Genomic DNA, 26,948 nt, shown 5'->3' with positions numbered 1-26,948 from the left:
CAAGATGGGATATGGCTATTTACGACGACAGACCCGTTACTTACTCGGGTAGGATCAAGCGAACAGGTTTTTTATTGCTCCCTCAGTGTACTGATAATCCATGCGCAGCTCGGCGCCCACGGCAATGTCTTCAGTGGCAAATACCGCCGTCAGTATCAAATTCTCGCGTTTGGTTCGCGCACCTTCCCCTACCCCCATCCAACTGTCTGCCTCGACGTTGAAGCCCACCGCTTCAACGTTGTAGCCACTCGGGGCCTGGCGCAAAGGTTTGCCCTGGGCGTCATACTCGAAGGTCGAAAAACTCATCGTCGGAGCCCTGCGGCTTCATCCCACCCGCCAACCCCCTGCGCTTCCAGACCCCATGGATATCGGGCTTGGCTACCACCCCGCTGCTGACCAGCGCCAACGGGTTCTGGGGTGCCTGCACCCGCAAAATGTAATGCTCGCCATCGCCCGCATCCGGCATGCTCGCGACAAAATACTGTTTGCCGTTGAATTCGATGGTTTGAGCCTCGGAGAGTTGCAGCTCCTGACCTACAGCCTCCACCAACACTTCAAGGTTTGCGGTCGGCATCAACGCCTGCGCCACTTCATCGCGGGACAGGGTTTGAATCAGCTGTGCTTCTTCGATTGCAAACTGCCCCTGCAGTGCTTCGGCCTCACTGTCGAACACCGCCCTGGAGATTGCACCGGACTCGAAATCGCGCAACAACGCATTCATTTGTTCGTGATGGGGTTGGTTCTGCGCCTCGAATCGCGAGCGGTATTTGTTCGCTATGTAGTCTTGCCAGAATTCCCTGGCGAGCATGGCTTGAAACTCATGCACCGAATTATTCAGGCCGATCACCTTATCGTACGCAGCATCCAGCATCGCCTGGCTGACGTTGCCGAAATGGATGAACCTGGTCTGCTGCGCCTGGCCCGGCAAGTCAAGCCGCTCTTTAAGGCCGTAACGATAGGCCAGCCTGATTTCCACTTCTTCCAGAGCCCTTAGAGCGTCGGCCTTCTGCGTCGCCGTCAGATCTTCGCGGCTATTGATCGCAGTCCGGCGCTGGTCGATATCCGTAAGGGCGATCTTTTCCACTTCCTCCAGGCGGAACAAGCCCCTGGACAGCTTCACCAGCGCGGCGCCCTGAGTCGAATCCAACGCCTGGGCCTTGGCATTGCTGGTCATCAGCAGGATTTCCAGGTTACCGAAGGTCAGGGCGGCACGGTCGCAACACGTCGCCTGGCCCGCCCACTCGAACATTTCCTTGCGCAGTTGCTCCGACTCGGCGCTGTGGCTGGCAATCGCGTCGATCACCTCCCACACCCGCCGCTGCACATCTTCATATTCAGCAGACGCCACTTTCAGATCTCTGAGCATGTCGAAAAAACCGTCCGCGCCTGGCAGTGCACGCAGGGTGGACCATTGGCTTCGGCGTTGGGCAAGCAGCTGCGTTGACAACCCTCTGGCCCAGCGCTGAAACGGCGCTGAGTCGCCAGTAACGGCCTGCGGCACAGCCACCTCCAGAGTGCTGCGCACCAACCTGTTGGCCGCTCGCTCCGGGTCGGTAAGCCGACGGTTGTAATCGGCGATTCGCGCCTGAGTTTCGGCGGACAAGGGGTTCAGGCCCAGGTCAGTGACGCTGGTTACCCGCAGGGATTGCGCCAACGCCTCGTCCGAGGGGGCAATCAGCGCATCGGGCAGCGTTGAAATCCGACTGCCCCTCAGGTACACCGCATCCAGGCTGGGTTGCGCCCCCAGCCCAGTGGGAAAGGTTTCAATATGGGTATTGCCCATCCCCAGCGAACGCAAATCCGTCATCTGGCTGAAATCCGGCGCGATATCAAGGGGGTTTGAATTGAGGATCAAGGCTCTGAGGGTGCTGCGTGACGCCAGCATCGCAGCCGACTCCGGGTTCAGGCGAATCTGGTTATTTTGCAACGACAGCCGGGTCAGGCCATGCATCTGCCCCAGCGCCGGCGGCAACTCGCGCAACTGGTTGCGCGACATGTCCAGCCAGCGTACGCCCTGATGGCGAGCGAGGAACCCCTCAGGCGAAGTACTGAGGTTCATGTTGCTCAGCTTGAGTGAGCCTACGTGGCTGAAGTCCGCATCCAGGTCGGGCAGGCTTGGCAGCGTCAGGCCGCTGAGGTCCAGCTCCAGGCCGAAGGGCTCGCCGTCGTTGGTGAGCTGTTGCGGGGTTTCACGGCGCCAGCAGCGCATGATGCGGTTGTGCGCCAGGTTGCGATCACGCAGTGACGCAGCATCGGTGGCGCGCGCCCCCACGCGCACATAGCGCTGGCGCTCGCCGCCGCCTGAAAATGCCCACGCGTTCAACTGCCTGAGCAGCACAGAAAACTCCTGCCAGCGCCGGTCCAGCTCGGTATCGGCGCCTTCGCCCCAGCTCCAGACAAGCTCCCGGGCCTTTTGCAGGGAATACTCGGGGTACATGTGCTGCACCATTTCCAGGCGTGGGTTTCTGCTGTCAAAGGCTCCATCGAGAGCGCCTGACACAAGGTCGGGGCGTGACTGGTTCACGTCCTGCCAATACTTATCGAATGTTTCCCAGTAATCGTGCGGGAAGCGATTGCCATCAAGCAAGGTGACGTTATTGATCCGCACGATCGTTTCCAGTTGATCGGCCGGCGGAACAAGATTGTCCTGCGGTACCTGTTGCAGTCGATTGTGACGTAAGTCGACGCGCTCCAGCCCAGTCTGCGTCCTCAACCCCGAAGGCCAACGCTCGATTCGGGTGAACGATAGATTCAGCTCTCTTAAATGCGGCATACCGCCGAAATCAGGCAATGTACCCAGCGGATTTTCCGAAAGATCCAGCACTTGCAAGGCATCCAGAGCGCTCAAGCTTGCCGCGCTACGCTCGCTCAGTTTCAGTTCATTGGAGGGCAGTTTCAACGACGTGAGCTGCTTCATATCGCCGATCACCGCCGGCAGTTCGGTCAACCCGGCGTCAGTCATGCTCAGGCTCTTGATATGCGTGAAATTTTCGAGAAACAACGAGCTGGAATGCCCTTTCCATGTGAGCCCCGATAACGCCACGTCCTGGACATGACTGAAGTCGGCCTTTAGCGGCGGCAAATCCACCCAACGAATTTCGTCTTTTGAACGACGGATATTCAACTGGCTTCCGGTCTCGCGACGCCAGCAGCGTTTGATTGCATCACTCACACGCCATTCGGCGCTGTAGTACGCCAGGGCATGTGGCCCTCTGGAGCGAGCCCACGCTTTCAAGGATTTTTTCAGGTGGTGGTATTCCAGCTCACGACTGGCCAACCCGCCTGGGACATCTTCGCCCAGCGACTGAATAAACGCCGTGACTTGCTCCTCAGTGAACGATGGATACAACCGGCGTACCCGCTCTGCCGGAGAGCGAAGCACGTTAGCCGCCACCCTTGCCATATGCCGAAAGCCCGGAGCGCCGCCCATCAAGCGGACCATCGGATCGTACTCGGGCTTGCGCAGCGGTTGGTCCTCCAGCACCGTGCGCAACGCCTGGCGCGAAAGAGGGCTGCGTTGAATCGCCTGCTTCAATTCGACCGCGCTGCCCAACCCGAGACGCTGACGCTCATCGGGCGCGAGTTGCTCCCAAATGGCGCTATAGAAATCGCCGGGCATGGCTGCCTGGAACTCACCGCTGTCCAGCAGTATCAGGCTGCGCTTGTGCGGGAAGTCGGGGGAGCCGATGGCGTCCATCAGCGTGCCCTCGGCCGAATACTGACGCAACTCCACCCGCGAGCCACGGTGCCAGCCCGGCAGGGTTTCCAGGGTGCGCAAGGCCAGGCGCTGACTGTCGAGGTGGGTCTGAGTGTCCAGGTGCAGCCCTTCGTAGGCGCGCGCCACGCGGGTTTCCTGCGCGCACCATTGAGCCTGCGTGGCCAACCGGTCAGGCAGGCGCCCGCTGCTGCGAAAAGCGGTCAGTTCATCTACTGCGGCGCCTTGCAGCAAGCGCTCGGCGGCCAGCGTCGGCAAGGCCGGGTAGGTATCCAGCACGCGTTGCACATCGGCGTCTGGCGTTGGGTTCAACGCACGGTAACGCTCCTCCAGCAGCGGTCCTTTGAGGCTATCAACGGCATCGCCAAGGTACTGGCGCAGCTTGGCGGCGCGAACGTCCAGTGACTCTTCGGGGCTGCCGGGGAATTCCTTGAGCTGCGGGTCGACGCCTTGCAAGGTGTACAGCAACTCCCTGAGTAAACGGCCCTGGGCCATGGCGGCCTCGGTCAACACCATCACGCGCTTGGGCAATAAGTTCGACGAATCGGCGCTTTCCCACACGACCTCGCCCGTTGGGCCGATGACTTTCAGCGCTACGCCATCAGGCAGCAGGCCGCGGCGTTGAAGCAGGTCAAACTGCAGTGCCGGTTCGGCCTTCTGGTAGACCAGCGGGTCACTGCTTTTGATTTGCTCGACAAAGGTAGTCAGTTGCTGATGCAGCTCGAAGCGCTTGATGGTGTCGTCAAGCAACAGCGGCAAGGGTTCATGATCGACCGCAACCTGGCGCAGAGCGTCAGTTTCGACGCCGCTGATACGCAACGGATCCGCCTGCTCGACCAGCCCGAGGCGCTTGATCAAGGTGGGCTCGTCCCAGGTCAGCGGTTCTTCCAGCTCATGGGTCCACACCCCGTTATGGTTGTGTTCCAACTCCGGCGCATAGGCGTCGGGGCGAGTCGGGTGCTGAATACGGTACTGGCCGCTCGGGTCTTGCTTGACCTGGTAATGCGTATCCTCGAACGACACCCATTGCTGACCGGCATGATCGTACAGGCCCAACGCATTGGGCTTGACCTCTGGTGCCGGCTTGACGGCAGATGCATAGGGCCTGAGGTCGGGGTTCCACAGCACCTGCTTGCCCGTGGGCAGCGTCACCGGTTTGAGGTGATCCACTGCGCTTTGCCATTTGACGGCGGGCAGCACCTTGGACCCCGTGGCAATGAACGCTACGTTCAGGGCTACCGATGCAAAATGCGCCCACATCTGCCGGGGCTCGCCTTGATCGTAGGCCTCGATGCCTTCAAACACTTCGTAGCACATCTGCGATGCGCCCACGGCCAACATGATCGGGCCGAGCCCCGGCACCACGAACGCGGCGAGATTGAATACGCTGACGGCCGCCTCGAAAAAGCCTTCCAGGCGTTCGAGCCGGGCCTTGCGGTCCTCGTCCTCGGTGGGCACGGCCACTGCGCGTGCATCGCTCAAGATCTTGCTGATATGCGCTTGGCGACTGCGCTGCCACAGCTCACCGGCAAGGGCGAACTCTTGCATAGGCAAGCGCGCCAACGGCGTGCGCAATGGGTAGTCCGCACCGCCATTGCCGTTATTGGCAGGCTGGTACAGACGGTTGAACCGGGTGAAGAACCCGCCTTGTTCGCGCACCGGCACAAAGCGGCTGAAGAAGCGCCGGTACGATGCGCTGTGCAGACGGGTACGCAAGTCGGCCATGAATTCGCCACTGGACGCATACTCCTTGAGGGGCTGTTGCGGGTCACCGGGGATGTACACCACCAAAGGCTCGGGGCGGTTGGTGTTTTGCCGATCAGGCCCGATCAGCAGCGGCCCCACCAATACGCAGTCGAACACGTTGAGCGCGGTGTATGTCACAGGCTTCCCGGCCAGTTTCGGCGTGGCGGAGCCCGTGACCACATTCTGGAGCATCTGGCAGGCGTCGGCACTGAGCGGTCCGGTGCTTTGCAACCGGGCAATATCGATGCACAGTGCCAACTGCTGGCGTTGATGCTCTTCCAACAGCTGTTCAAGGGCCTGGCGTTCATCCGTGTCCTGGGGTTCTACAATGGCCTTGATATGCGCCTGATAAAGCGCGCCAAGGTCCAATGTGCGGCAAAGCCTGGCGAAAGCATGGGGCGTGATCGCCACGGCCTGTGCATGGACGGCCGCGAAGGTCGCAATGATGTGGGGGTTTTCTAGGTTGAAGGTGGTGATCAGTTGGCAATCGGTGCACGACGACGGCTGCTCTTCATCGGCCTCGAAATTGGCCAAGGCCGCTTCCAACAGGGAAATGCCGCGATACCTGTAGCTCAGTGACGGGTCGTTTTGCTGCTCGAAAACAAAGGCACCGTAGAAGTCATCGCGAGCACCTTTTGAGCCGTATTTGCGCACGAAAAACACATTGCGCACATCCAGTTCCAGGTTGAACTCTTTCTTGATCGCCTCTTTGAGCGGCTGTTCGGCGAAGGCCAGGACGTCTTCGATCTGGCCCAGGTGCTCTTCAATCGCATTGAGCGTTTCGCGAAAGCGCGTGTGCCGGGCAGCCAGAGTGGTTTTGTCTTGGTGAGTGGCGGCCAGGTACCAGGCAGGAATATCCATCTCGTGCGTGCCTAGCTCTTGCTGGCGTTGCGGCGAGCCTTCCATGAACCAGTTCGGCACGCGTTGTTTGAGAAAGTCGTAATGCACGCCGCGCAGGTCGGCGTTGAAGGTTGCATCAGGCATAGCGATTCGTCCGTGAGGGTAGTAAAACCCGAGCCTAACCAAGCCCCTGCCGGTTCAAGACGTAGCTATATAGCGCGAATTTACGGATCGCCGGTCTACGCATCCGCTCGCGAGTGACATACACTGCGCGGCCGTTTTTTGCCCGGAACCTGTAAGACATGAAAAACGAATCTCCAGCCCGTGCCTGCGGCATCGACTTCGGCACGTCCAACTCCACCGTCGGCTGGATCCGCCCCGGCGAGGAGACGCTGATCGCGCTGGAGGACGACAAGATCACCCTGCCGTCAGTGGTGTTCTTCAACTTCGAGGAGCGCCGCCCGGTATATGGTCGCCTGGCGCTGCACGAATACCTGGAGAACTACGAAGGCCGCCTGATGCGCTCGCTCAAGAGCCTGCTGGGTTCCAAGCTGATCAAGCACGACACCAGCGTGCTCGGCACTGCCATGCCCTTCACCGATCTGCTGGCACTGTTTATCGGCCAACTCAAGAGCCGTGCCGAAGCCAACGCCGGTCGTGAATTCGAAGAAGTGGTACTGGGCCGCCCGGTATTCTTCGTCGATGACGACCCAATGGCCGACCAGGAAGCGGAAAACACCCTGGTGGATGTGGCGCGCAAGATCGGCTTCAAGGACATCTCGTTCCAGTACGAACCGATTGCAGCGGCGTTCGACTACGAGTCGACCATCGAGAAAGAAGAGCTGGTGCTGATCGTCGACATCGGCGGTGGTACCTCCGACTTCTCCCTGGTGCGCCTGTCGCCGGATCGTCGTCACAACGACAATCGCCAGAGCGACATCCTCGCCACCGGCGGCGTGCACATCGGCGGTACCGACTTCGACAAACAGCTCAGCCTGCAAGGCATGATGCCGCTGTTCGGCTACGGCAGCCGCATGAAGAGCGGCGCCTACATGCCCACCAGCCACCACATGAACCTGGCCACCTGGCACACCATCAACTCGGTGTACTCGCAAAAATCCCAGCTGGCCCTGGGCAGCATGCGCTACGACATCGAAGACACTGGCGGCATCGACCGCCTGTTCAAGCTGATCGAACAGCGTGCCGGGCACTGGCTGGCCATGGAAGTGGAAGAAACCAAGATCCAGCTCACCCATCAAGACAGCCGCCACGTGCCGCTGGACCGCATCGAAGCGGGCCTGAGCGTAGACCTGAGCCGCGCACTGTTCGAGTCGTCCATCGACAGCTTGCTGGAACGTGTACGCGGCAGCGTCACGCAGTTGCTCAACGACGCCTCGGTGAGCGTGGCGCAGGTGGACACGGTGTTCTTTACCGGCGGCTCCAGCGGCATCCCGGCGCTGCGCCACAGCATCTCGGCAATGCTGCCGAATGCGCGGCATGTGGAAGGCAATATCTTCGGCAGTATTGGCAGTGGTTTGGCGATTGAGGCGAGCAAGCGCTACGGCAGCTGAGTTTCAGTTGAAACCGTGGCGCGCCCTTCGCGAGCAAGCCCACACAGTTGGATCGTTGGGGTTTCAGGTAGATAGGCTTCGGCTGGCAGGCCGTCATCGCAGGCAAGCCAGCTCCCACAGGTGATCGCATTTCAATGTGGGAGCGGGCTTGCCCGCGATGGCGTCAGCCCAGGCGACACAAGGCTTAAACCATCCCACCCAGCTTCAGCTCGCTTTTCAGATAGGCATAGTAAATCGGCCCCGCCACCACCCCCGGCAGGCCGAACGCTGCCTCAAACACCAGCATCGCCAACAACAACTCCCATGACTTGGCACTGATCTGCCCGCCGACGATTCGCGCGTTGAGGAAGTACTCGACCTTGTGGATCACGATCAAATACCCCAGCGCCGCCACCGCCACCCAGATCGACAGCGACAGCGCCACGATGGTGATCAGCGTGTTGGAGATCAGGTTGCCGATCACTGGCAGCAGGCCGAGCAGGAAGGTCAGCACGATCAGGGTCTTGGTCAACGGCAGGTGAATGCCACATAACGGCAGCACCACTGCCAGGAACACCGCAGTGAAGGCGGTGTTGAGCGCGGCGATCTTGATCTGGGCGAACACGATATTGCGAAACGCCTGGACCAGCAGGTGCAGGCGGTCGAACAGCGCGGCGGCCAAGGGTCTGCGCTTGGTCAGGTCGGGCACGCGCTGCAAGGCGATGATCGCACCCAGCACCATGCCGATCAGCAAGGTGACGAACATGTGGGCGGCGTCTTTGCCGACCAGTTGCAGTTCGCTCAGGTGCTTGCTCAGCCAATCGCCAATGGCCACGCGAAACTCCGCGGCGCTGGCGGGCAAATAGGCGTCGATGAACGGCGGCAACTGGCCGCGCGCGCGGTCGACCACGCCCATGAATTTGTCCAGGGAAGCCCCGGGGTTTTCCGCTTCGTGGAGCAGGAAGCTGATGGCGCCGGCGAAGATCAAGGCCAACACGCTGACGATCAGGGTGCCCAGCAAGGCCACCGCCAGCCAACGCGCGCGCCGGCCTTCGATCAGGCGTTGCAGTTGAGGGGTGAGCATGTTGACCAGTTCATAGACCAACAGGCCGGCCAGCAGGCTGGGCAGCAATTTCAGCGGCAGTACCAGCAGCAACCCGCCGAAAATGATGATGTAGCTGGACAGCAACAACACATGACGCTGAGAAAACGTTGGCATACAGCCTCAAAACAAACGGCGTTGAAGGATGGGCAGTCTGCCAGCCTTGGAAGAATCAAGCGAGAGCGGGTGTTGTGAATACGATCAAGTGTGGGAGCTGGCTTGCCTGCGATGCGGGCACCTCGGTGTATCCGTCATACCGAGGCGACGCAATCGCAGGCAAGCCAGCTCCCACAGGGGTTCTGCAGCATTCGTGAACTCGCGATCAGCCCTTGAGGCAGGTGCTCATGAATGTCTTACGCGCATCACCGGTCAACGCCTTGGTTTTCGCCGACGCATTGCAGTCTTTCATCTTCTGCTGCTGCGGGGTCAGGGTCTTGGCGTCATTGGCGGCAGGTGCCGACAGGCAGGTCTTCATGAAGGCCTTACGGTCATCGCCCTTGAGCGTCTTGGTGGTGGCCTCGGCATTGCAGGTGGTCATTTTGTTCTGCTGGGCAGTGGCGGCAAAACCCTGGGCACACATCAGCAGGCCCATCATCAACAACGGAATACGCAGCATCTTCATGGAGTTTTCTCCCTGTTACCGTGCCGACGGGCACGACCTACAGCGCAGTGTAGTCAAAACCTGTTACAACTTCACCGGCCACGAATATTCGCCCGCCGGTATTGCTCCGGCGTGCAGCCGGCGTGGCGTTGGAACATGGCGATAAACGCCGAGGCGGTGCTGTAGCCCAGATCAAACGCCACGTGTTGCACACTGCGGTCGCTGTCCAGTGCCTCGATGGCCGCCAGGTAGCGCAGGCGCTGGCGCCATTCGCCAAAGCTCATGCCCAGCTCGCGCACAAACTGGCGCGCCAGGGTGCGCTCGCTCACATGCACCTGCTCGGCCCATTGCGCCAGAGGCCGGTTGTCTCCCGGCTCTGCCTGCATGCCCTCCAAGACCCCAAGCAATCCCGGGTGGCGGGCGTAGGGCAGGAAGCAGTCGTGGACCGGCGCCTGCCTGAGCTGGTCCACCAGCACCTGGGCCAGGCGGATGTCGGCGTCGGTGCGCGGTGCATTGACATCGCGCAGAGCGAAATCCTTGAGGATCGCCTTGAGAATGTCGCTGATCGCCAGGGTGCAAGGCTGCTGCGGCAACTGCTCGCACAGCTGCGGCGCCAGCCCTACGGAGTGGTAGACAATCGCCTCGGCATTGTAGGAGCTGTGCTCGGTATGCGGCGGCACCCACACCGCGTATTGCGGTGGCGACATGAAGCGATTGCCAGCCACTTCCATGCGCATCACACCGCTGGCCGAGTAATCCAGCGAGCCCCAGGTGTGCTGGTGCGGGGTGCATTCGGTGTCCGGGGCAAAATCGGAATACCGAAAGTACACCGGGCTTGGCAGGCGGGCGAAATCGGGCAGGCGTACGGTGTGTCGGGACATATTGTCTGGATTCAACGCTCAGTTGTCTGGATCGCAGTATAAGCTTCGATCCAGACAGAGGATAATCCCGCCTCGTCAACACACTGGGTTTCTTTTCAATGCAATACGCGTATCCGCTGCTGGCTATCTTTATCTGGGCCGGCAACACCGTGGTCAACAAATTGGCCGTGGGCTCTATCTTCCCGGCTGAAATCGGCTTTTACCGCTGGCTGTTCGCTGCGTTGCTGTTCACGCCGTTCATGCTCAAGCCGGTGATCGCCCACTGGCCGCAGATCCGCCCCAACCTGGGCAAGATCTTTATCCTCGGCGTACTCGGCATGGCGGTGTATCAAAGCCTGGCCTACTACGCCGCAACGCTGACCAGTGCCACCAACATGGGCATCATCCTCTCGCTGATGCCACTGATGGCGTTGACCGCCGCGATTATCAGCCTCGGCCAACGCCTGACCTTTGGCGCGCTGACCGGCGCGGTGCTGTCGTTCGCAGGCGTGGTAGTGGTCGTGTCGGCCGGCAGCCTGGGCGCGTTGCTGCAACATGGAGTCAACCTGGGCGACGGCATGATGCTGGTGGCGACCCTGGCTTATGCGGTCTACAGCACCCTGCTGAAAAAATGGCAACTGCGCCTGCCGCCGTTGGTGCTGCTGTATTTGCAGGTGCTGGTCGCGGTGGTGGTGCTGCTGCCGCTGTATCTGTTCTCGGCCAAGGCCGGTTTGGGCTGGGCGAATATTCCGCTGGTGCTATATGCCTGCCTGCTGGCTTCGATGCTGGCACCGCTGGCGTGGATGCACTCGGTCAAGACCCTGGGGCCAAGCCGTACCACACTGTTTTTCAACCTGCTGCCGTTGATTACCGCGCTGATTGCAGCCGTGGTGCTGAAGGAAGAGTTGGCGCTGTATCACCTGGTGGGGGGCTTGCTGACCCTGGGTGGAGTAATTCTGTCAGAGCGTTGGACCACACCGGTCAGACGCCCTCAGGACACATCCTGTTAAATCCGATAAAACTTTTCGCCTGGCCCGGGACTCACAACCAATAGCGATCACGCCGGCAGAGCGTGGCGTACAACCGGATTAGCCCCAGGAGATTGAAATGACTGAAGCACGATTGACTGACGTTGCAACCCTGCGCAGCCGCGCCCGCCAGAACGTCGAAAACGGCGCCGTGACCGAAGGGTATGACGCCGACCGCGAAGAAATCATCCGCCTGCTCAACGAGTCGCTGGCCACCGAACTGGTCTGCGTGTTGCGCTACAAGCGTCACTACTTCATGGCCAACGGCCTCAAGGCCAGCGTGGCCGCCGATGAGTTCCTGGAACATGCGACCCAGGAAGCCGAGCACGCTGACAAACTGGCCGAGCGTATCGTGCAACTGGGCGGCGAGCCGGAGTTCAACCCCGACCTGCTGTCGAAAAACTCCCATGCGCAATACGTGGCGGGCAACACCTTGAAGGAAATGGTCTACGAAGACCTGGTGGCCGAGCGGATCGCGGTAGACAGCTACCGCGAGATCATCCAGTACATCGGTGACAAAGACCCGACTACCCGTCGTATCTTCGAAGACATCCTGGCTCAGGAAGAAGAACACGCCGACGATATGGCGGATATTCTGCAGGATCTGTAATAACTAACACCGCAACATACCCCTGTGGGAGCGGGCTTGCCCGCGATAGCGTTGAATCAGTTGATAAATCATTGACTGATACTCCGCTATCGTGGGCAAGCCCGCTCCCACAGTTACTTCACGGTCTTGGGCGCCTTGCCTTCCTTCATCTGTTGCAGCAACGGTGCGCACTCATTGGGCTCGCCACCGCTTGGGGCAACCAAGGCGAGCAAGCCAGCGGCAGGCCCGGCGATCACGCCGAGGGCGACCATGCCCGCACCGCGCAGCGCCAACGGAATGGCTTTCACGCCAGCATTGGGCTTGATGAAAGGCCCATTGACGTAGAGCGGTGAACGCAGGGAGAACAGGCGAAAGCCCTTGGATTCCGGCGTGATGGTCAGGTCCAACTGCTCGGTGGCCATATTCGCGGTGCCGTCGATGTAGATGATCGCGTTCTCGGTATCGAACACAAATAGCCGCGTGGTCGCCAGGCCCGTCTTGATGCCGAAGTCCGCCGCTGCGCAGTTGATCTTCACTTCCTCGTCGCCGAACAGGCGGCCGACCACGTAGTTGCCCACGTTGAGCCCGGCGATTTCCATCAGGCTTCGGCTGATGGCGCCATCGTTGATGAGCATCTTCAGGTCACCGTTGGACGTGCCCAACAGTGCCGCCACCGAGTTGCCGCGCCCGGAAATATCGGCATCGCCGTTGAGTTCACCGAAGCTGGTTTTCATCGGTTCGAACGTGGGGAACAGCTGCTTGAGCTTGAAGTTGCGCGCCGTCAGCTTGGCGCGGCCCTCCATCGGCGTAGTGCGGCCGTTCAAGCGAATCTGCGCATCGAGCTTCCCACCGGCCACGCCAAAGCGCAGGGGTTCAAGGCTCAGTTGGCCGTCGTCGAGCACCAGGTGGGTGTAGAGGTCGGTAAAGGGCAAGTCGGCACTGTGCACGATACGCTTGCCGGTGAACTCCACATCGGCATCCATCTCGCGCCAGCGTTCGGTGCGGAACTCTTCAACCGGCAGCACTTTGGTCGCCGGTTGCTTGCTTTCACCGCCACGGGCTTTTTGCTCGGCATTGGAATCTGCGCCAATCAGCGGCGCCAGGTCATCCATCAGCAGTTGGTTGGACACTAGCGCGCCGCTGAGCTTGGGCCGTGGCTGGCTGGCAACATAGGCCAGGTCGCCGTGGATGTCGCTGTTGCCGATCTTGCCGTTGAAGTTCTCGTAGCGAAAGGAGGCGCCGCTGGCCTCATGCAGTTTGGCGATCAGGTGGCCGTCGGTGGAATAGGCCGGCGAATCCGGCAGGGTCACGCCGGTCAGCGGATACAGGTTGCCCAGGCTGCTGCCCGACAGTTTCAGGCGCAGGTCCAGGGCACCGAGGTTCAGCGGGTCGGTCAGGGTGCCGGCCAGGGCGATGCTGGTGTCGGCGATCTTGACTTGGGCTTGCAGCGGGAACGGCTTAGCCGCGTCCTGCAAGGCCAGCAAGCCACCGATCTTGCCCGTGCCTGCGAGTTTCTGGCCATGGTACTGGCCTTTGACCTTGAGGCCGAACGCGTAGTCCTGGGGCGCCGAGCCTTTTTCCAGGGCTTTTTTGGCATCGGCATCACCGACGATTTCACCGAAGGGAATCGGCTTGCCCAGCGGGTCGATGATCACATCCAACTGAGTCTTGAGGCTTTGATCGTCAAGGGTCACATGGCCTTTGTCGAAGCCGATGGCGCCAATATCCACCACCCAATTGGACGGTTCGGCGTTGGGGTCCTTGGGGTCGAACTTGAACGTCCAGTTGGCGCGGCCATCAGCCAGGCGCTGCAACTGGGCACTGGGTTCGGTGAGGTCGATGCGCGGGATCACCACACGCTGCACCAGCAAGGCCAGGGGCGAAATGCGCAGCTCAACCTTCTTGAGCGTGACCATTTGCGGTTGTTTCGACCAATCGGGGTTACCCAGGGTCAGGTCTTCGGCAATCACATGGGGCCACGGCACCCAGGCACGCCAGCCACCTTCATCGGGCTCACGCTGCCACACCACGGCGAGGTTGCCGTTGATGGCGAACGGACGATGCAGTTCTTCGGAGACCTTGGCATTGAGGGGCGGCTTGATGCGGTTCCAGTCGAAGAACACCAACACCAGTACCACGATGGCAATCAACAGAACGAAGCTGGCGCAGCTCCAAGCGAGAATTTTACGAGTGCGCGTCATTGCACAGGACTCCTGAATACGACTGGCTGGGCAACAGCCTTTTAAACAGCTTATAGGACTACGACTGGCAAAGTGCCTGGGGGTTTAACGCAACCGCGGATTTAACCGAAAAAAGCGATTTTCCTGATCAACCAGACAATTTTCCCCAACGGCGACGCACCATTGTTACCCGGGTTCGTGTCGAAAATACCCACATCGGTGCAAAGCCGTGGGCTTGAGAGGCTCGATCTAGAGCCTCCGGCGAGAACAATCAATTCTGTTGATTATTACCATTGTGTTTATGAACTTTTATATCGACTTATCAAGGGTAACATTAGCCCTGTACCCACTTTATCGCCCTCCCTAGGAGCAACCATCATGAAACGCCAATTACTCGCTACCGTCCTGTTATCTGTCCTGGCTTCCAGCGCTTTTGCCCTGCCAGCTGCCGAACAGGCCACCCCACAGAACAAAGCCCAAGCCGTGCAAACCAGCCAAACCGTGGCTCGCAGCGGTTCGCAAGAAGACGAAAACCGTGATTACGCCAAAGGCGCCGTAGCTGAAAATGGCTACAACCGCCTGCAAGAGAAAGGTCTGGTCGAAGGCGGTGCTGAACAAGCCAACAAACGCGCCTACACCGAAGGCGTTGCTGAAGGCGGTGCCGACCGTCTGCAAGAACTGCATCAAGCACAGAGCTAAGCCTGTGGTGGCCCAGAAAAAAGCCCGATCTGCCGATCGGGCTTTTGCTTTTATATAGAACGCGTCACGCCCCGCCCCTGCCAAGTTCGACGCCGGCAAAGCGCTTTTGCTAGAGTGCGTCGCTGTACTTGCCGACAAAGCTCATCCGCTCATGCTGCCCCGCGCCGAACAGAAGCAACAAACCCGCCTCGCCCTGATGGACGCAGCCCGCCATCTGATGGAGTGTGGCCGTGGGTTTGGCAGCCTGAGTTTGCGCGAAGTGGCCAAGACCGCGGGTATCGTGCCCACCGGCTTCTATCGCCATTTCGCCGACATGGACCAACTTGGGCTGGTATTGGTCAGCGAGGTCGGCCAGACCTTTCGCGCCACGATCCGCCTGGTGCGCCACAACGAATTCGTGATGGGCGGCATCATTGATGCCTCGGTGCGCATCTTTCTCGATGTGGTTTCGGCTAACCGCTCTCAGTTCCTGTTCCTGGCTCGCGAACAGTACGGCGGCTGCCTGGCCGTGCGCCAAGCCATCGCCGCCCTGCGCGAAGACATCACTCGTGACCTGGCCGCCGACCTGACACTGATGCCCAAACTTCAGCACTTGGATGCCGAAGGTTTGCATGTGATGGCCGACCTGATCGTCAAGAGTGTGTTCGCCACCCTGCCCGATATCATCGACCCACCGGCCCACGCCTTGCCGGCCCACCTTACGCCCCAGGCGAAAATCACCCAGCAACTGCGCTTTATCTTTATCGGCCTTAAACATTGGCAAGGGCTGGGCAGCACCGAGTAAGTCAATCAACCCGCCGTGTGGAACCGTTTGGCGGTGGTGTAGTGCTTGTTCCAGTAGCTATTGCTCAATGAATCGATACGGATGGTTTTGCCGGTACGCGGCGAATGGATGAATTTGCCCTGGCCGATATAAAGGCCGACATGGCTGACCTGGCCCCGCCCGTTGCCTTTGAAAAACACTGCATCCCCTGGCTTTAAAGCACTGCGTTTGATGGTTGTCGCCGATGAACGGTGCATGGCGGCAGTGGTGCGGGGTAGCTGGATATTGGCTTGGGTCTTGAACAAGTACACCAGGAAGCTACTGCAATCGAAGCCCTGCTCTGCCGATGTGCCGCCCCACTTATAGGGCGTACCCAGCAACTCATGGGCGCGGTCAATGACATCGTCGATAGAGGCCGGCTTGATGCTTTGCAGCGAAGAGCTGAAGGTGGCGCGGGGTTGGAAATTGGCCTTTGCCGATGAAATAAAGCAGGTCAGGCCGACAAGGCATACACAAAAAATTGATCGAAGCATGATGAACGTCGCGGTGGAATTAAACAGACCGCATAGCCTAAAGAACCCGCAGGTAATCTCATGAGCTCCAAATCCTGATGACTCGTAGGAAAAATCCCAAAAAACATCTACAAAGAAAAAGATGAAAGAAACTTCATCAAACTGAGCGGCGCTATCAACGCAGAATGCCCTTCCCCGGTGCTATAAACCTCGGCACGCACCAAATTGATACACGCACGGAAATCATCCGACGCCCTATTGAGCAGCATGCCTGCCTGACTACAGGGAATTCCTACTCAATTCCGTGATTGGCAAGCCCCTTGCTCTAGGTCTTTCATCGCTCACAGTTGGAAGCTCTCTGATGCTGGTGATACACCGCCGAATCGCCCCCCAAGCCCTCTGGGCCGCCGAGTTGCTGCTCAACTTCGAAGCCCGCAGCAAAAGCCGCCTGCGCTGTTTCAGTGCCGACGGTGAAGACGTCGGCCTGTTTTTGGAGCGGGGCCAGCCGCCCTTGCACGATGGTGAATTCCTGCAGGCAGAAGACGGACGCGTCGTACGGGTATGCGCCCGCCCTGAACAACTGCTGCACGTCACCTGCCGCAACGCTTTCGAGCTCACCCGTGCCGCCTATCACCTGGGCAACCGCCATGTGGCCCTGCAAGTCGGTGACGGCTGGCTGCGCCTGCTCGATGACTACGTGCTCAAGGCCATGCTCGAGCAACTGGGTGCCGATGCGCAGACCCTCGAGGCGCCGTTTCAACCCGAGCACGGCGCCTATGGCGGCGGCCATCATCATTCACGGCATGGTGATGAAGACTTCAACTACGCGCCCAAGCTGCATCAGTTCGGCGTGCGTCTATGAACCCAGCCTGGGCGCTGCTGCGCCTGGCCAGTCCGCAACTGCCGATTGGCGGCTACAGCTATTCCCAAGGCCTGGAAATGGCGGTGGACAACGGCCGCGTGCAGGATGCCGCGAGCGCCCGGCGCTGGATCAGTGACCAGTTGCTGCTCAACCTGGCGCGTTTCGAAGCCCCGCTGCTGCTCGCCCACTGCCGCGCAGCCGCCGAACAGGACTGGGCCCAATTGGCGCGGTGGTGCGACGAGCATCGCGCCAGCCGTGAGACCCGGGAGCTGTATCAGGAGAGTCGCCAGATGGGCTATTCCCTGCAACAACTGCTCAACGGCTTGCCGGAACTGGACGACAGCGCCCGTGATTTTCTTGCACAACGCGACGAACCGCACCTGGCCCTTGGCTGGGCCTTGGCCGCGCGCGCCTGGCACATCAACCCCGGCGATGCGCTTGCCGCCTGGCTATGGAGCTGGCTGGAAAACCAACTGGCGGTACTGATGAAAACCCTGCCATTGGGCCAGCAAGCGGCCCAGCGGTTGACCAGCGAACTGCTGCCGCTGCTGCAACAAGCACAGCAGGATGCCGAACGCATTAACCCTAACCATTTGGGCAGCGCCGCTTTTGGCCTGTCCCTGGCGTGCATGGCCCACGAGCGCCAGTACAGCCGCCTGTTCCGTTCCTGATTCTGGAGAAGCACATGAACACACAACCCCTGCGCGTCGGTATCGGCGGCCCGGTAGGCTCGGGCAAGACCGCCCTGACCCTGGCCCTGTGCCTGGCGCTGCGTGATCGCTACAACCTGGCGGTGGTGACCAACGACATCTACACCCGTGAAGACGCCGACTTCCTGGTGCGTAACCAGGCCCTGGCGCCGGAGCGCATCATCGGCGTGGAAACCGGTGGCTGCCCACACACGGCGATTCGCGAAGATGCCTCGATCAACCTGGAGGCCGTGGACCAACTCAACCGCCGCTTTCCCGGCCTGGACCTGATTCTGGTGGAGTCCGGCGGCGACAACCTGTCGGCCACCTTCAGCCCGGAGCTGTCGGACCTGACCATCTATGTGATCGACGTCTCCGCCGGCGACAAGCTGCCGCGCAAAGGCGGGCCCGGTATTTGCAAATCCGACCTGCTGGTGATCAACAAGATCGACCTGGCCCCGCTGGTCGGTGCCTCGCTGGAGCTAATGAACAGCGACACCCAGCGCATGCGCAACGGCAAACCCTTTGTGTTCAGCAACCAGAAAACCGGGGTCGGCCTGGACGACATCGTCGCCTTCATCGAACGCCAGGGCTTGCTGAGCGCCGCCTGATCAACCCATAAGGAACCTGTCCATGAGACTCAACAGACTTTTCGCCGCCGCCGCGCTGCTGCTCGCCCCTACCCTGGCCTTCGCCCATCCGGGCCACGGCGACAATGGCCTGGTGGCCGGTATCAGCCACCCCCTGGGCGGCCTCGATCACTTGCTGGCCATGCTTGCGGTGGGCCTCTGGGCTGCCCAGCAAAAAGGCGCCGCGCGCTGGGCGCTGCCGTGCACCTTTGTCGGCACCATGCTGATCGGCGGGGTGTTGGGTTTCGAAGCGCTGCAATTGCCGGCGCTGGAAAGCGGGATTGCTGCATCGGTGCTGGCCTTGGGCCTGGCGGTAGCGTTGGCGGTGCGGCCACCGCTGTTCGTGGCCGTGGGCGCCACGGCGTTGTTTGCGCTGTTTCACGGCGTGGCCCATGGCCTGGAACTGCCGGATATGACCAGTCCCTGGGCGTATGCGGCTGGGTTTGTGGGGGCGACCGCGGCGTTGCACGCTTCGGGCTATGCTGTGGTGCGCTTTTTGCCGGCAGCTGCGGCACCCTTGGTGCGCGTGGCCGGGGCCGCTTCGGCGGCGACTGGGGTGTGGTTGCTGGCAGGCTGATCGTCAGCGCCTGTAAAGGCCTCATCGCAGGCAAGCCAGCTCCCACATGTGAGACGGTTCACACTTCAAAAATGTGGGAGCGGGCTTGCCCGCGATAGCGCCAGTACAAACACCACCGATCCCAAGCCTGCTACCATGCGCGACAAACACCCCTGCCGTGACGACGCCAGCCAATGCCCATCGCTTCCCCCTCTTCCCTGACGCCTGTGCTCACGCACTTCCATGACCTGATCGTGCCCCTCTGGCAAGGCCCGGGCTGGAATGCCGGCCTGGCACTGCCCTTTGAGGCACTGGACGCCGATCACCAGCCACTGCCCCCACAGCGCTATCGCGCCATGGCCTGCGCCCGGCAGTTGTACCTGTTCGCCAGCCTGATCGGCGAACCCGGCGCGGCTTTCGCCGAAGAACGTGCGGCGGCGCTGTTTCGCTCCCTGCAACGGCACTTTCATGATGCCGAACACGGTGGCTGGTTCTACAGCATCGACCCCGCCGGCCAGCCGCTGGACGAGCGCAAAGACCTCTACACCCACGCCTTCATTATTTTTGCCTGCGCCCATTACTGGACCAAGGTGCGTGAGCCATTGGTAGAGTCGGTGCTCAACGCTGCCCTGGAAGTCGTCGCCCAACGCTTTGCCACCGGCGACGGTTTGTACGAGGCCATACTGGAACGCAATTGGGCCTCCCTCGACTCCGGCCCGTTGCAAAACCCGTTGATGCACCTGGCCGAAGGCTTCCTGGCCACCCTCGCGGTGCGTGAGGACGCCCAGGTGCAAGCGGCCCTGCTGGCACTGGCGACGGCCATGCAGCAACGCTTCATCGACCGCGAGCACGGTGTAATGATGGAGAAACCTTTGGGCGCTGTGGATAACTGGTTTGAGCCGGGGCACCAGTTCGAATGGTTCTTTTTGCTGGAATCTTCAGGTGTGCTGCGCGGCACTGCACTGCATGAGTCGCTGACACGGGCATTTGCCTATGCCGAGCAAAAGGGTGTGGATAAGTTAAGCGGTGCGGTCAGCGGCATGCTGGCGCTGGATGGCACGGTGCGCGACGGTACCCAACGGATCTGGGCCCAGGCGGAGTACCTGCGGGCGCTGACATTGCGGCCAGGTAGCGAAGCGGTGCTGCAGCGTCAGTTGCGGGCGCTGCAACAGCGCTTTTTGCATGCCAAGGGTTGGTATGAATGCCTGGATGCCGAGGGTAAGGTGAGCCGACGGGATATGCCTTCGACTACGCCCTATCATTTGGCGACTTGCTATCAGGGTTTGGTCCAGCATCTGGGCTGACCTGCAGGGCCCCATCGCAGGCAAGCCAGCTCCCACAGTTGATTGTGTTCGCACATTTAAATGTGGGAGCTGGCTTGCCTGCGATAGCCTCACCTCGCTCTAACAGACTTTAGGCAATCCACTTGCGGTCCCCGGTAAAACTGATCGTCAACCACCGCGCCGCATCCGCCGCCCCCAGCCCTGTGGATATCTCTTCACGCAGCCCATCGAGGGTGGCGACGTTATCCACCGGGTAATCCGCTGGCAGCACCACATGAATCTCGATAAACCGCGCCCGCCCGTGCTTCTGCACATAGGACACGTAGTCGTCGAAACCATGCTTGGCCTGCGCCGCGTCCATCACTTCGCGGACCTTGTCGTCCAAGTGATCCGGCGCGATCCCCAACACTTCGCGCAGCGCCGGGCGCAGGATCTTGAATGCTGGCGCCAGCATGCTCAGGGCCAGCAGGATCAGGATCAACGGGTCCACGTAGACCGCCCACTCGCCATAGCCCTGGGACTTGAGCAACAGCGCCGCCAGGAAGCTGATCAGCAAGCCCACCGACAGCATCGCGTCCACCAGCCAGCTGATGTTGTCGAACTGGATCAATGACGATTTGAGTGTGCGATTGCGGTAGCGCACATAGAAGAAGTACGCGAACTCCACGACGGTGAACACCGCCGCATAAATGATCACCAGCCCCAACTCGATTTCGCGCCCGCCATTGATAATGCCGAACACGCCGTTGAGGAACGCATAAATGGCGATCAACAGCAGGAAACTGCCTTCTATCAGCAGCACCATCGGCTCCAGGTGCCAATAGCCGAATTGGAAACGCTCGTTGCTTTTCTTGGCGATCAGCTTGGCCGTGATCAGCATCAGCACCTTGATGGCGGTGGCGATCAGCGAGAAAAAGCCGTCGAACAGAATGGATTGGGCGCCGGATATCACACCCGTGACAATCCCTGCGATCGCGACTGCGAACATCAGGATAGTCGATTGTTTGAGCAGTGCCTGCTCACCTCGGTTACTCACATTGCCTCCTGTCAAAACCTTTAAACCGCTGGGTGCGGTGGGGTTTTCAGGCGGGCAGTGTACCTTATGCCGCATTTTGGCCGATTTGACGCCATTTACTGTAGGAGCGAGCTTGCTCGCGAAAAACCTGAGAGCGCCGCGCATTCAGGATACCCGCGTCATCGTTAACGTTTTTCGCGAGCAAGCTCGCTCCTACAGTGTGTGGCGCAGGCGCTTAGCCCTTGGCCCCACGCTCAATCGCAAACCCAGCCCAGGTCTGGCTCACCGGCATCAGCTCCAGGCGGTTGATGTTCACGTGCGCCGGAGTGTTCATCACCCAGAAAATCGTATCGGCAATGTCCTGCGGCTGGATCGGCTCGGCACCTGCGTAGGTGGCGTCATAACGCGCCTGGTCACCGCCGAAGCGCACCAGGGAGAACTCGCTTTCACACAAGCCCGGCTCGATATTGGTCACGCGCACGCCGGTGCCTTGCAAGTCGCAGCGCAGGTTCAACGAGAACTGCTTCACGAACGCCTTGGAACCGCCGTATACATGGCTGCCCGGGTACGGGTAGTTACCGGCGATGGAACCCAGGTTGATGATCCCGGCACCGCGGCCATGGGCAATCAGGCGCGGCAACAGCAGGTTAGTGGTGGTCAGCAAGCCCTTGATGTTGGTATCGACCATGGTTTCCCAATCGTCGAGGTCGCACTTGGGCGCAGGGTCGGTGCCCACGGCCAGGCCGGCGTTGTTGATCAGGCCGCGCAGCGTGGCGAACGACGCCGGCAGGTTGGCGATGGCCTCCTCCATGCCTTTGCGGTCGCGCACATCCACCACCAGGCCATGCACTTCGGTCTGCTTGGAAAGCTCTTCGACCAAGGCGTTCAAGCGCTCGGCACGGCGACCAGTGAGCACCAGTTTCCAACCGGCCTCGGCAAAGCGACGGGCACAGGCTTCGCCGAAACCTGAAGTAGCGCCAGTGATAAACAGCGTGTCGGACATGGGGTTCTCCTTGCGGGCATCGGGAAAAAAACAGCCAGCAGAATGCCCTTACGCCGCGTTTGCGGCAACCGCTGTGCACACGCACGCATGCTTGCCTGATCATTTTTTAATCAATCTTCGAAAAGCCTTATAAACCGTAGCTTGTAGCCATATGCGCGCAGGTTATCCACAACTGCGCCCACAGTCTTTGGGGGCAAGTGCAAACGGCTCAAAGCCGCTGTGTACAAGGGTTGCAGGCGGTTTTATAAAGTTTTTTGCTTGACCTGGGCGAGCGCCTATGTAGCCGCTGACAAATGCAGAAAAACACAACGATGGCTCCAGGCCAGTCATTCCGGCCCCTGCGCAAGTCTTTCCAGAGTTTAGTCACAGACTTATCCACAGGCTGGAAGGACTTATTTCGTTCATATACCTGTGTCTTTAAACAGGTTGACAAACCCTTGAGACGGTCGTGAAAAACACCCTGATCGAAAAATAACCAACACGCTACAAGCCACGTGGTTAAAGGCTTTCAGCCAGCTACTCCCACGTTACCCACAGCCGGTTCCACAGTGGATGGGGACAAGTCAAAACTGTGACAAAACAGGGATTTGCGGCGGCTATATGTCGCGCTTTTGAGGTGGGCTGGATTTGTTTTCCACAATTTGGTGGAGGGCTTGTTGACACCGCAAAAACAAATGTGGGAACCGGCTTTGGGTGGGAGCTGGCTTGCCTGCGATGCGGCCACCTCGGTATGTCAGCTAAACCGAGGTGATGCTATCGCGGACAAGCCCGGCTCCCACATAAGGCCCGGTTCCCACAGGGTTGACGCGCCTGGATCTTAGGTCAGTGACCGCCCAGGTAGGCGTTGCGCACTTCCTCGTTCACCAGCAACTCCTTGCCGGTGCCTGTCAGGCGAATCTCACCATTGACCATCACATACGCCCGGTCCGACAGGCGCAGCGCATGGTTGGCGTTCTGTTCGACCAAGAAGATCGTCATCCCGGTGGACGCCAGCTCGCGCAGGGTGGAAAAGATCTGCTTCACCACAATCGGTGCCAACCCCAGGCTTGGCTCATCGAGCAGCAACAGCTTGGGCCGGCTCATCAGCGCACGGGCGATGGCGAGCATTTGTTGCTCACCACCGGACATGGTCATCGCCCGCTGGTTGCGCCGCTCCTTGAGCCTGGGGAACAGCTCGAACATGCGTTGCATGTCCTCACTGGCGAACTTGTCGCCAATGGGGATGGTGCCCATCAGCAGGTTTTCCTCGACGGTCATGTCGGGGAACACTCGCCGCCCTTCCGGCGACTGCGCAATGCCGTTGGAAGCGATGTAGTGGGACGACTTGTGAGTAATGTCGACGCCGTTGTACAGAATCTGCCCCGACTCGGCCCGAGGCTGACCGAAGATCGACATCAGCAACGTGGACTTACCCGCGCCATTGGAGCCGATCAGGCTGACGGTTTCGCCTTCGTTGATGTGCAGCGAGACTTTTTTCAGGGCCTGGATCGGGCCGTAGAACACGTCCAGGTCCTTCATTTCGAGGATAGGTGCACTCATACCAGCTCCTCTTCGTCCGCGCCCAGGTAGGCGGCGATCACTTTCGGGTCGTTGCGGATCGCATCCGGGCCGCCTTCGGCGATCACGTTGCCGTGGTCCAGCACCACAATGTGGTCGGAAATACTCATCACCATGCCCATGTCGTGTTCGATCAGCACCACCGTAAGGTCGTGTTCGTCGCGCAGCAGGCGAATCATCGCGCTGAGGGCTTCGGTTTCCTGTGGGTTGAGGCCCGCTGCCGGTTCGTCCAGGCAGATGATCTGCGGCCGCGTGCACATGGCGCGGGCGATCTCCAGGCGGCGCTGCTGGCCGTAGGAGAGCTCGCCGGCCAGACGGTTGGCGCAGTCCACCAGGTCGACCACTTCCAGCCAGTAGAACGCGCAGTCCAGCGCATCGCTTTCGGCCTTGCGGTAGCCCTTGGTGTTGAGGATGCCGGCAAGCATGTTGCGGTTGACCCACATGTGCTGGGCCACCAGCAGGTTTTCCAGCACCGACATTTCCTTGAACAGGCGAATGTTCTGGAAGGTGCGCGCCAGGCCGGCACGGTTCACCAGGTGGGTGCCGCCGAACATCTTGTAGTACACGCGGCTGAGGAAGCTTTTGGGCGAGACAAAGTCGGTGGCCTCAAAGCGCTCGCCGAGCAGTTGGATCACGTTGGTTTGTTTGCCCCGCACGTTGAGCTCGATCTTGCCGCCACTGGCTTTGTAGAAGCCGGTGAGGCAGTTGAACACCGTGGTCTTGCCGGCGCCGTTGGGGCCGATCAGGGCGAAGATCGAGTTGCGTTCAACCTTGAGGCTTACATCGCTCAAGGCCTTGATACCACCGAAGTGCATCATCAGGTGTTCGACGGACAGCACGACTTCCTTGCTCATGGCGCTACCCCCTTGCGTGGCGTCACACCGGTACGGCTGATGCGAATCAAGCCACGCGGTCGCCAGATCATCATCACCACCATCAACACGCCAAACAGCAGCACACGGTATTCAGAGAAGCTGCGCAGCAATTCAGGCGCCACGGTCAGCACAAACGCTGCGATCACCACGCCAACCGTCGAGCCCATGCCGCCCAACACCACAATGGCGAGGATCAACGCCGACTCGAAGAAGGTAAACGACGACGGGTTGACGAAGCCCTGGTAGCTGGCAAAGAACACCCCGGCCAAACCGGCGGTGGACGCGCCGATGGTGAAGGCTGAGAGTTTGACCAGCACATGGTTCAGGCCCATGGAGCGGCAGGCGATTTCATCTTCGCGCAGGGCTTCCCAGGCGCGGCCGACCGGCATGCGCGTCAGGCGATGCTTGATGTACAGCACGGCCAGTACCACCAGAAACAACACGATGTAGATGAACATGAACTTGATGTTGGGGTTGTAATCGATGCCGAAAAACTCGTGAAACGGAATGCCGCCATCCTTCGCACGCTTGCCGAACTCCAGGCCCAGGAAGGTCGGTGACGGCACGGGCATACCGTTGGGGCCACCGGTGAACGACAGCCAGTTGTTGAGCACCAGGCGAATGATTTCACCAAAACCCAGGGTCACGATGGCCAGGTAGTCACCGTGCATTCGCAGCACCGGGAAGCCGAGTATGCACCCCGCCAACGCCGCCGCGATGGCCGCCAGTGGCAGGACCGTCCAGAAGCCCAGGCCCAGGTATTGATAACCCAGCGCCAGGCCGTAGGCACCGATGGCGTAGAAGGCCACGTAACCCAGGTCGAGCAGGCCCGCCAGGCCCACCACGATGTTCAACCCCAGGCCGAGCAACACGTAGATCAGCCCCAGGATCACCACGGTGAGCAGGTACTTGTTGGCAAAGATCGGGAACACGATGGCGATCACGATCAGCGCCGGGATGATCCAGCGCAGCCGCGACTTGTAGTCCGGTGGCAGCACGTGCACACCTGAGCCGCTGCTCTCGAACCCCTGCAGGATCTTCACGCCCTTGGGAGTTTGCAGGAACAGGCTGAGAGCAAAGCGCCCGGCCATGACGATGGCGACCAGCACGGCCACCCGCGCAGGTTCCAGGTTGAAGCTGTAGCCGTCGAGCACCACGCCGACAATCGGGCCGAATACGATCAACGAAATCAGCCCCGCGAGTACCGTATCGACCACACTTTTCTTGATATCAATGGATTTGGCAGCAGACATGTTTACACCTTCGCCACGAGTGGGCGACCAAGCAGGCCCTGGGGACGGAAAATCAGAATCACCACCAGCAGGGAGAAACTGAACACGTCTTTGTAGTCAGAGTTGACCAACCCCGCGAACAGCGACTCGGAGATACCGAGGATGATCCCGCCCAGCATCGCCCCAGGCAGGGAACCGATGCCGCCGAGTACCGCTGCGGTAAACGCCTTGATGCCGATGATGAAGCCGGCATAGAAGTCGAAGGTGCCGTAATTGAGGGTGATGAGCACGCCGGCCAGGGCGGCCATGGCGGCACCGATGACAAACACGTAGGAGATCACGCGGTCGGTGTTGATGCCCAGGATCGAGGCCATCTTGCGGTCTTGCTGAGTAGCACGGCACATGCGGCCGAGCTTGGTGTATTTGATGATGTAGGTGAGCAAGGCCATGCCGGCAAAAGCGGCGACCAGGATGAACACTTTGGTGTAGGTCAGTTGCACGAACCCGGTGCCGATATCGACACGCCAGGCGCCGGCCAGCAGGGTGGGAATGCCTTGTTGCTTGGCGCCCTGGGCGATCTGCGCGTAGTTCTGCAGGATCAGGGAGATACCGATGGCGCTGATCAGCGGTGCCAGGCGGGTGGAGTTACGCAGGGGTTTGTAGGCGACACGCTCAATCACCCAACCGTACACGCCGGTGACGACCACGGTGAAGATCAAGGTACCGAGAATGAGCAGCGGGAAGGATTCGATGCCGAAGTAAGCCAGCAGTGCCAGACTGATCGCCGCGAGGTAAGCGGAAATCATATAAACCTCGCCGTGGGCGAAGTTGATCATGCCAATGATGCCATAAACCATTGTGTAGCCGATGGCGATCAGGCCATAGACCGACCCGAGGGTCAGGCCGTTGACCAGTTGCTGCAGGAAAATACCATCCATAACGCAATCTCACGCGGTGAGCACCTGCACACCGGTGGGTGTGCGGCGCTTCTGGAGGAAAAGACAGGTTTGTTGCAATGGAGCAGGCAACCACGCCCTCTGTGGGAGCTGGCTTATGTGGCGA

At 60.2% G+C, this 26,948-nt stretch carries 23 protein-coding genes; 10 read left to right on the top strand and 13 right to left on the bottom strand.

All coding sequences use genetic code 11. The annotated features are described in order from the left end of the window. Positions 1-54 precede the first annotated feature (54 nt). Both JJD66_RS28125 and JJD66_RS18940 read right to left on the bottom strand, forming a co-directional pair. On the bottom strand, positions 55-306 hold the full coding sequence (locus JJD66_RS28125) for a hypothetical protein (RefSeq protein ID WP_198721684.1): 252 nt from the start codon (positions 304-306) through the stop codon (positions 55-57). Then, a complete protein-coding gene (locus JJD66_RS18940; RefSeq protein ID WP_234452272.1) occupies positions 281-6,445 on the bottom strand; it encodes a dermonecrotic toxin domain-containing protein in 6,165 nt (2,054 codons plus the stop codon). The genes JJD66_RS28125 and JJD66_RS18940 overlap by 26 nt, the downstream gene beginning before the upstream one ends. Before the next feature lie 158 nt (positions 6,446-6,603). Between JJD66_RS18940 and JJD66_RS18935 the strand changes: the two genes are divergently transcribed. Beyond that, a complete protein-coding gene (locus JJD66_RS18935; protein WP_034126391.1) occupies positions 6,604-7,872 on the top strand; it encodes an Hsp70 family protein in 1,269 nt (422 codons plus the stop codon). Between the two features lie 184 nt (positions 7,873-8,056). Here the strand turns inward: JJD66_RS18935 and JJD66_RS18930 are convergent, their stop codons facing one another. The 3 genes from JJD66_RS18930 to JJD66_RS18920 all read right to left on the bottom strand — a co-directional run bounded on the left by JJD66_RS18930 (position 8,057) and on the right by JJD66_RS18920 (position 10,435). Next, positions 8,057-9,070 carry an AI-2E family transporter gene (locus JJD66_RS18930; RefSeq protein ID WP_200648750.1) on the bottom strand — a complete coding sequence of 338 codons (1,014 nt, stop codon included), beginning with the start codon at positions 9,068-9,070 and terminating at the stop codon, positions 8,057-8,059. Positions 9,071-9,275: 205 nt separating this feature from the next. Continuing rightward, positions 9,276-9,575, bottom strand: coding sequence for a PsiF family protein (locus JJD66_RS18925; RefSeq protein ID WP_014716700.1), 300 nt, complete (start codon positions 9,573-9,575; stop codon positions 9,276-9,278). A 71-nt stretch (positions 9,576-9,646) separates the two neighbouring features. Beyond that, complete coding sequence (locus JJD66_RS18920) at positions 9,647-10,435, bottom strand: AraC family transcriptional regulator (protein ID WP_034125676.1); 789 nt, start codon at positions 10,433-10,435, stop codon at positions 9,647-9,649. A gap of 98 nt (positions 10,436-10,533) precedes the next feature. On the opposite strand from JJD66_RS18920, the gene JJD66_RS18915 reads away from it, so the two are divergent. Further along, entirely contained in the window at positions 10,534-11,424 is an 891-nt protein-coding gene (locus JJD66_RS18915) for a DMT family transporter (protein WP_034125675.1), read from the top strand. A gap of 97 nt (positions 11,425-11,521) precedes the next feature. Next, the gene (locus tag JJD66_RS18910; protein WP_034125674.1) at positions 11,522-12,052 is read left to right on the top strand and encodes a ferritin-like domain-containing protein; all 531 of its coding nucleotides are present in this window, start codon (positions 11,522-11,524) and stop codon (positions 12,050-12,052) included. A gap of 113 nt (positions 12,053-12,165) precedes the next feature. On the opposite strand, the gene JJD66_RS18905 is transcribed toward JJD66_RS18910, so the two are convergent. Continuing rightward, positions 12,166-14,232, bottom strand: coding sequence for an AsmA family protein (locus JJD66_RS18905; protein WP_200648749.1), 2,067 nt, complete (start codon positions 14,230-14,232; stop codon positions 12,166-12,168). A 357-nt stretch (positions 14,233-14,589) separates the two neighbouring features. On the opposite strand from JJD66_RS18905, the gene JJD66_RS18900 reads away from it, so the two are divergent. Both JJD66_RS18900 and JJD66_RS18895 read left to right on the top strand, forming a co-directional pair. Then, positions 14,590-14,910 (top strand): hypothetical protein, encoded by a 321-nt coding sequence (locus JJD66_RS18900; RefSeq protein WP_003188116.1) that lies wholly within the window; start codon positions 14,590-14,592, stop codon positions 14,908-14,910. A gap of 151 nt (positions 14,911-15,061) precedes the next feature. After that, the gene (locus tag JJD66_RS18895) at positions 15,062-15,694 is read left to right on the top strand and encodes a TetR family transcriptional regulator (RefSeq protein WP_003188114.1); all 633 of its coding nucleotides are present in this window, start codon (positions 15,062-15,064) and stop codon (positions 15,692-15,694) included. A 5-nt stretch (positions 15,695-15,699) separates the two neighbouring features. Here the strand turns inward: JJD66_RS18895 and JJD66_RS18890 are convergent, their stop codons facing one another. After that, positions 15,700-16,206 carry a C40 family peptidase gene (locus JJD66_RS18890; protein ID WP_198714705.1) on the bottom strand — a complete coding sequence of 169 codons (507 nt, stop codon included), beginning with the start codon at positions 16,204-16,206 and terminating at the stop codon, positions 15,700-15,702. Positions 16,207-16,546: 340 nt separating this feature from the next. Here JJD66_RS18890 and ureE point away from each other — a divergent pair, with 340 nt between their 5' ends. From ureE to JJD66_RS18865, 5 genes are all read left to right on the top strand, one after another. Further along, complete coding sequence (gene ureE, locus JJD66_RS18885; RefSeq protein WP_054896372.1) at positions 16,547-17,047, top strand: urease accessory protein UreE; 501 nt, start codon at positions 16,547-16,549, stop codon at positions 17,045-17,047. Then, positions 17,044-17,718 carry an urease accessory protein UreF gene (locus JJD66_RS18880; protein WP_105225574.1) on the top strand — a complete coding sequence of 225 codons (675 nt, stop codon included), beginning with the start codon at positions 17,044-17,046 and terminating at the stop codon, positions 17,716-17,718. The genes ureE and JJD66_RS18880 overlap by 4 nt, the downstream gene beginning before the upstream one ends. A gap of 14 nt (positions 17,719-17,732) precedes the next feature. Continuing rightward, positions 17,733-18,347: an urease accessory protein UreG gene (gene ureG / locus JJD66_RS18875; RefSeq protein ID WP_105225573.1), complete on the top strand. Its 615-nt coding sequence runs from the start codon at positions 17,733-17,735 to the stop codon at positions 18,345-18,347. Positions 18,348-18,369: 22 nt separating this feature from the next. Beyond that, positions 18,370-18,942, top strand: coding sequence for a HupE/UreJ family protein (locus JJD66_RS18870; protein ID WP_200648748.1), 573 nt, complete (start codon positions 18,370-18,372; stop codon positions 18,940-18,942). Positions 18,943-19,115: 173 nt separating this feature from the next. Beyond that, the gene (locus JJD66_RS18865; RefSeq protein WP_200648747.1) at positions 19,116-20,225 is read left to right on the top strand and encodes an AGE family epimerase/isomerase; all 1,110 of its coding nucleotides are present in this window, start codon (positions 19,116-19,118) and stop codon (positions 20,223-20,225) included. A 109-nt stretch (positions 20,226-20,334) separates the two neighbouring features. On the opposite strand, the gene JJD66_RS18860 is transcribed toward JJD66_RS18865, so the two are convergent. The 6 genes from JJD66_RS18860 to JJD66_RS18835 all read right to left on the bottom strand — a co-directional run bounded on the left by JJD66_RS18860 (position 20,335) and on the right by JJD66_RS18835 (position 26,824). Then, the gene (locus JJD66_RS18860) at positions 20,335-21,240 is read right to left on the bottom strand and encodes a cation diffusion facilitator family transporter (protein ID WP_003188105.1); all 906 of its coding nucleotides are present in this window, start codon (positions 21,238-21,240) and stop codon (positions 20,335-20,337) included. Between the two features lie 214 nt (positions 21,241-21,454). After that, positions 21,455-22,222 (bottom strand): SDR family oxidoreductase, encoded by a 768-nt coding sequence (locus JJD66_RS18855; RefSeq protein ID WP_034125868.1) that lies wholly within the window; start codon positions 22,220-22,222, stop codon positions 21,455-21,457. Between the two features lie 822 nt (positions 22,223-23,044). Further along, positions 23,045-23,761, bottom strand: a complete 717-nt coding sequence (locus JJD66_RS18850) for an ABC transporter ATP-binding protein (protein ID WP_005784287.1) — start codon at positions 23,759-23,761, stop codon at positions 23,045-23,047. After that, positions 23,758-24,633 (bottom strand): ABC transporter ATP-binding protein, encoded by an 876-nt coding sequence (locus JJD66_RS18845; RefSeq protein ID WP_005784285.1) that lies wholly within the window; start codon positions 24,631-24,633, stop codon positions 23,758-23,760. Before JJD66_RS18845 ends, JJD66_RS18850 begins: the two co-directional genes overlap by 4 nt. After that, a complete protein-coding gene (gene livM / locus JJD66_RS18840) occupies positions 24,630-25,907 on the bottom strand; it encodes a high-affinity branched-chain amino acid ABC transporter permease LivM (RefSeq protein ID WP_003188100.1) in 1,278 nt (425 codons plus the stop codon). Before livM ends, JJD66_RS18845 begins: the two co-directional genes overlap by 4 nt. A 2-nt stretch (positions 25,908-25,909) precedes the next feature. After that, positions 25,910-26,824 carry an ABC transporter permease subunit gene (locus JJD66_RS18835; RefSeq protein WP_198714708.1) on the bottom strand — a complete coding sequence of 305 codons (915 nt, stop codon included), beginning with the start codon at positions 26,822-26,824 and terminating at the stop codon, positions 25,910-25,912. Between the last annotated feature and the right edge of the window lie 124 nt (positions 26,825-26,948).

Source organism: Pseudomonas sp. MF6751 (assembly GCF_016613265.1).
Lineage (GTDB): Bacteria > Pseudomonadota > Gammaproteobacteria > Pseudomonadales > Pseudomonadaceae > Aquipseudomonas > Aquipseudomonas fluorescens_BV.
Note: the sequence above shows the minus strand (reverse complement) of the source record. Positions and strands in the feature narration are given on the sequence as shown.

Coding starts and splice junctions, on each gene's coding strand:
- JJD66_RS28125 (WP_198721684.1), bottom strand. CDS start 306: ATGAGTTTTTCGACCTTCGAGTATGACGCCCAGGGCAAACCTTTGCGC.
- JJD66_RS18940 (WP_234452272.1), bottom strand. CDS start 6,445: ATGCCTGATGCAACCTTCAACGCCGACCTGCGCGGCGTGCATTACGAC.
- JJD66_RS18935 (WP_034126391.1), top strand. CDS start 6,604: ATGAAAAACGAATCTCCAGCCCGTGCCTGCGGCATCGACTTCGGCACG.
- JJD66_RS18930 (WP_200648750.1), bottom strand. CDS start 9,070: ATGCCAACGTTTTCTCAGCGTCATGTGTTGTTGCTGTCCAGCTACATC.
- JJD66_RS18925 (WP_014716700.1), bottom strand. CDS start 9,575: ATGAAGATGCTGCGTATTCCGTTGTTGATGATGGGCCTGCTGATGTGT.
- JJD66_RS18920 (WP_034125676.1), bottom strand. CDS start 10,435: ATGTCCCGACACACCGTACGCCTGCCCGATTTCGCCCGCCTGCCAAGC.
- JJD66_RS18915 (WP_034125675.1), top strand. CDS start 10,534: ATGCAATACGCGTATCCGCTGCTGGCTATCTTTATCTGGGCCGGCAAC.
- JJD66_RS18910 (WP_034125674.1), top strand. CDS start 11,522: ATGACTGAAGCACGATTGACTGACGTTGCAACCCTGCGCAGCCGCGCC.
- JJD66_RS18905 (WP_200648749.1), bottom strand. CDS start 14,232: ATGACGCGCACTCGTAAAATTCTCGCTTGGAGCTGCGCCAGCTTCGTT.
- JJD66_RS18900 (WP_003188116.1), top strand. CDS start 14,590: ATGAAACGCCAATTACTCGCTACCGTCCTGTTATCTGTCCTGGCTTCC.
- JJD66_RS18895 (WP_003188114.1), top strand. CDS start 15,062: ATGCTGCCCCGCGCCGAACAGAAGCAACAAACCCGCCTCGCCCTGATG.
- JJD66_RS18890 (WP_198714705.1), bottom strand. CDS start 16,206: ATGCTTCGATCAATTTTTTGTGTATGCCTTGTCGGCCTGACCTGCTTT.
- ureE (WP_054896372.1), top strand. CDS start 16,547: ATGCTGGTGATACACCGCCGAATCGCCCCCCAAGCCCTCTGGGCCGCC.
- JJD66_RS18880 (WP_105225574.1), top strand. CDS start 17,044: ATGAACCCAGCCTGGGCGCTGCTGCGCCTGGCCAGTCCGCAACTGCCG.
- ureG (WP_105225573.1), top strand. CDS start 17,733: ATGAACACACAACCCCTGCGCGTCGGTATCGGCGGCCCGGTAGGCTCG.
- JJD66_RS18870 (WP_200648748.1), top strand. CDS start 18,370: ATGAGACTCAACAGACTTTTCGCCGCCGCCGCGCTGCTGCTCGCCCCT.
- JJD66_RS18865 (WP_200648747.1), top strand. CDS start 19,116: ATGCCCATCGCTTCCCCCTCTTCCCTGACGCCTGTGCTCACGCACTTC.
- JJD66_RS18855 (WP_034125868.1), bottom strand. CDS start 22,222: ATGTCCGACACGCTGTTTATCACTGGCGCTACTTCAGGTTTCGGCGAA.
- JJD66_RS18850 (WP_005784287.1), bottom strand. CDS start 23,761: ATGAGTGCACCTATCCTCGAAATGAAGGACCTGGACGTGTTCTACGGC.
- JJD66_RS18845 (WP_005784285.1), bottom strand. CDS start 24,633: ATGAGCAAGGAAGTCGTGCTGTCCGTCGAACACCTGATGATGCACTTC.
- livM (WP_003188100.1), bottom strand. CDS start 25,907: ATGTCTGCTGCCAAATCCATTGATATCAAGAAAAGTGTGGTCGATACG.
- JJD66_RS18835 (WP_198714708.1), bottom strand. CDS start 26,824: ATGGATGGTATTTTCCTGCAGCAACTGGTCAACGGCCTGACCCTCGGG.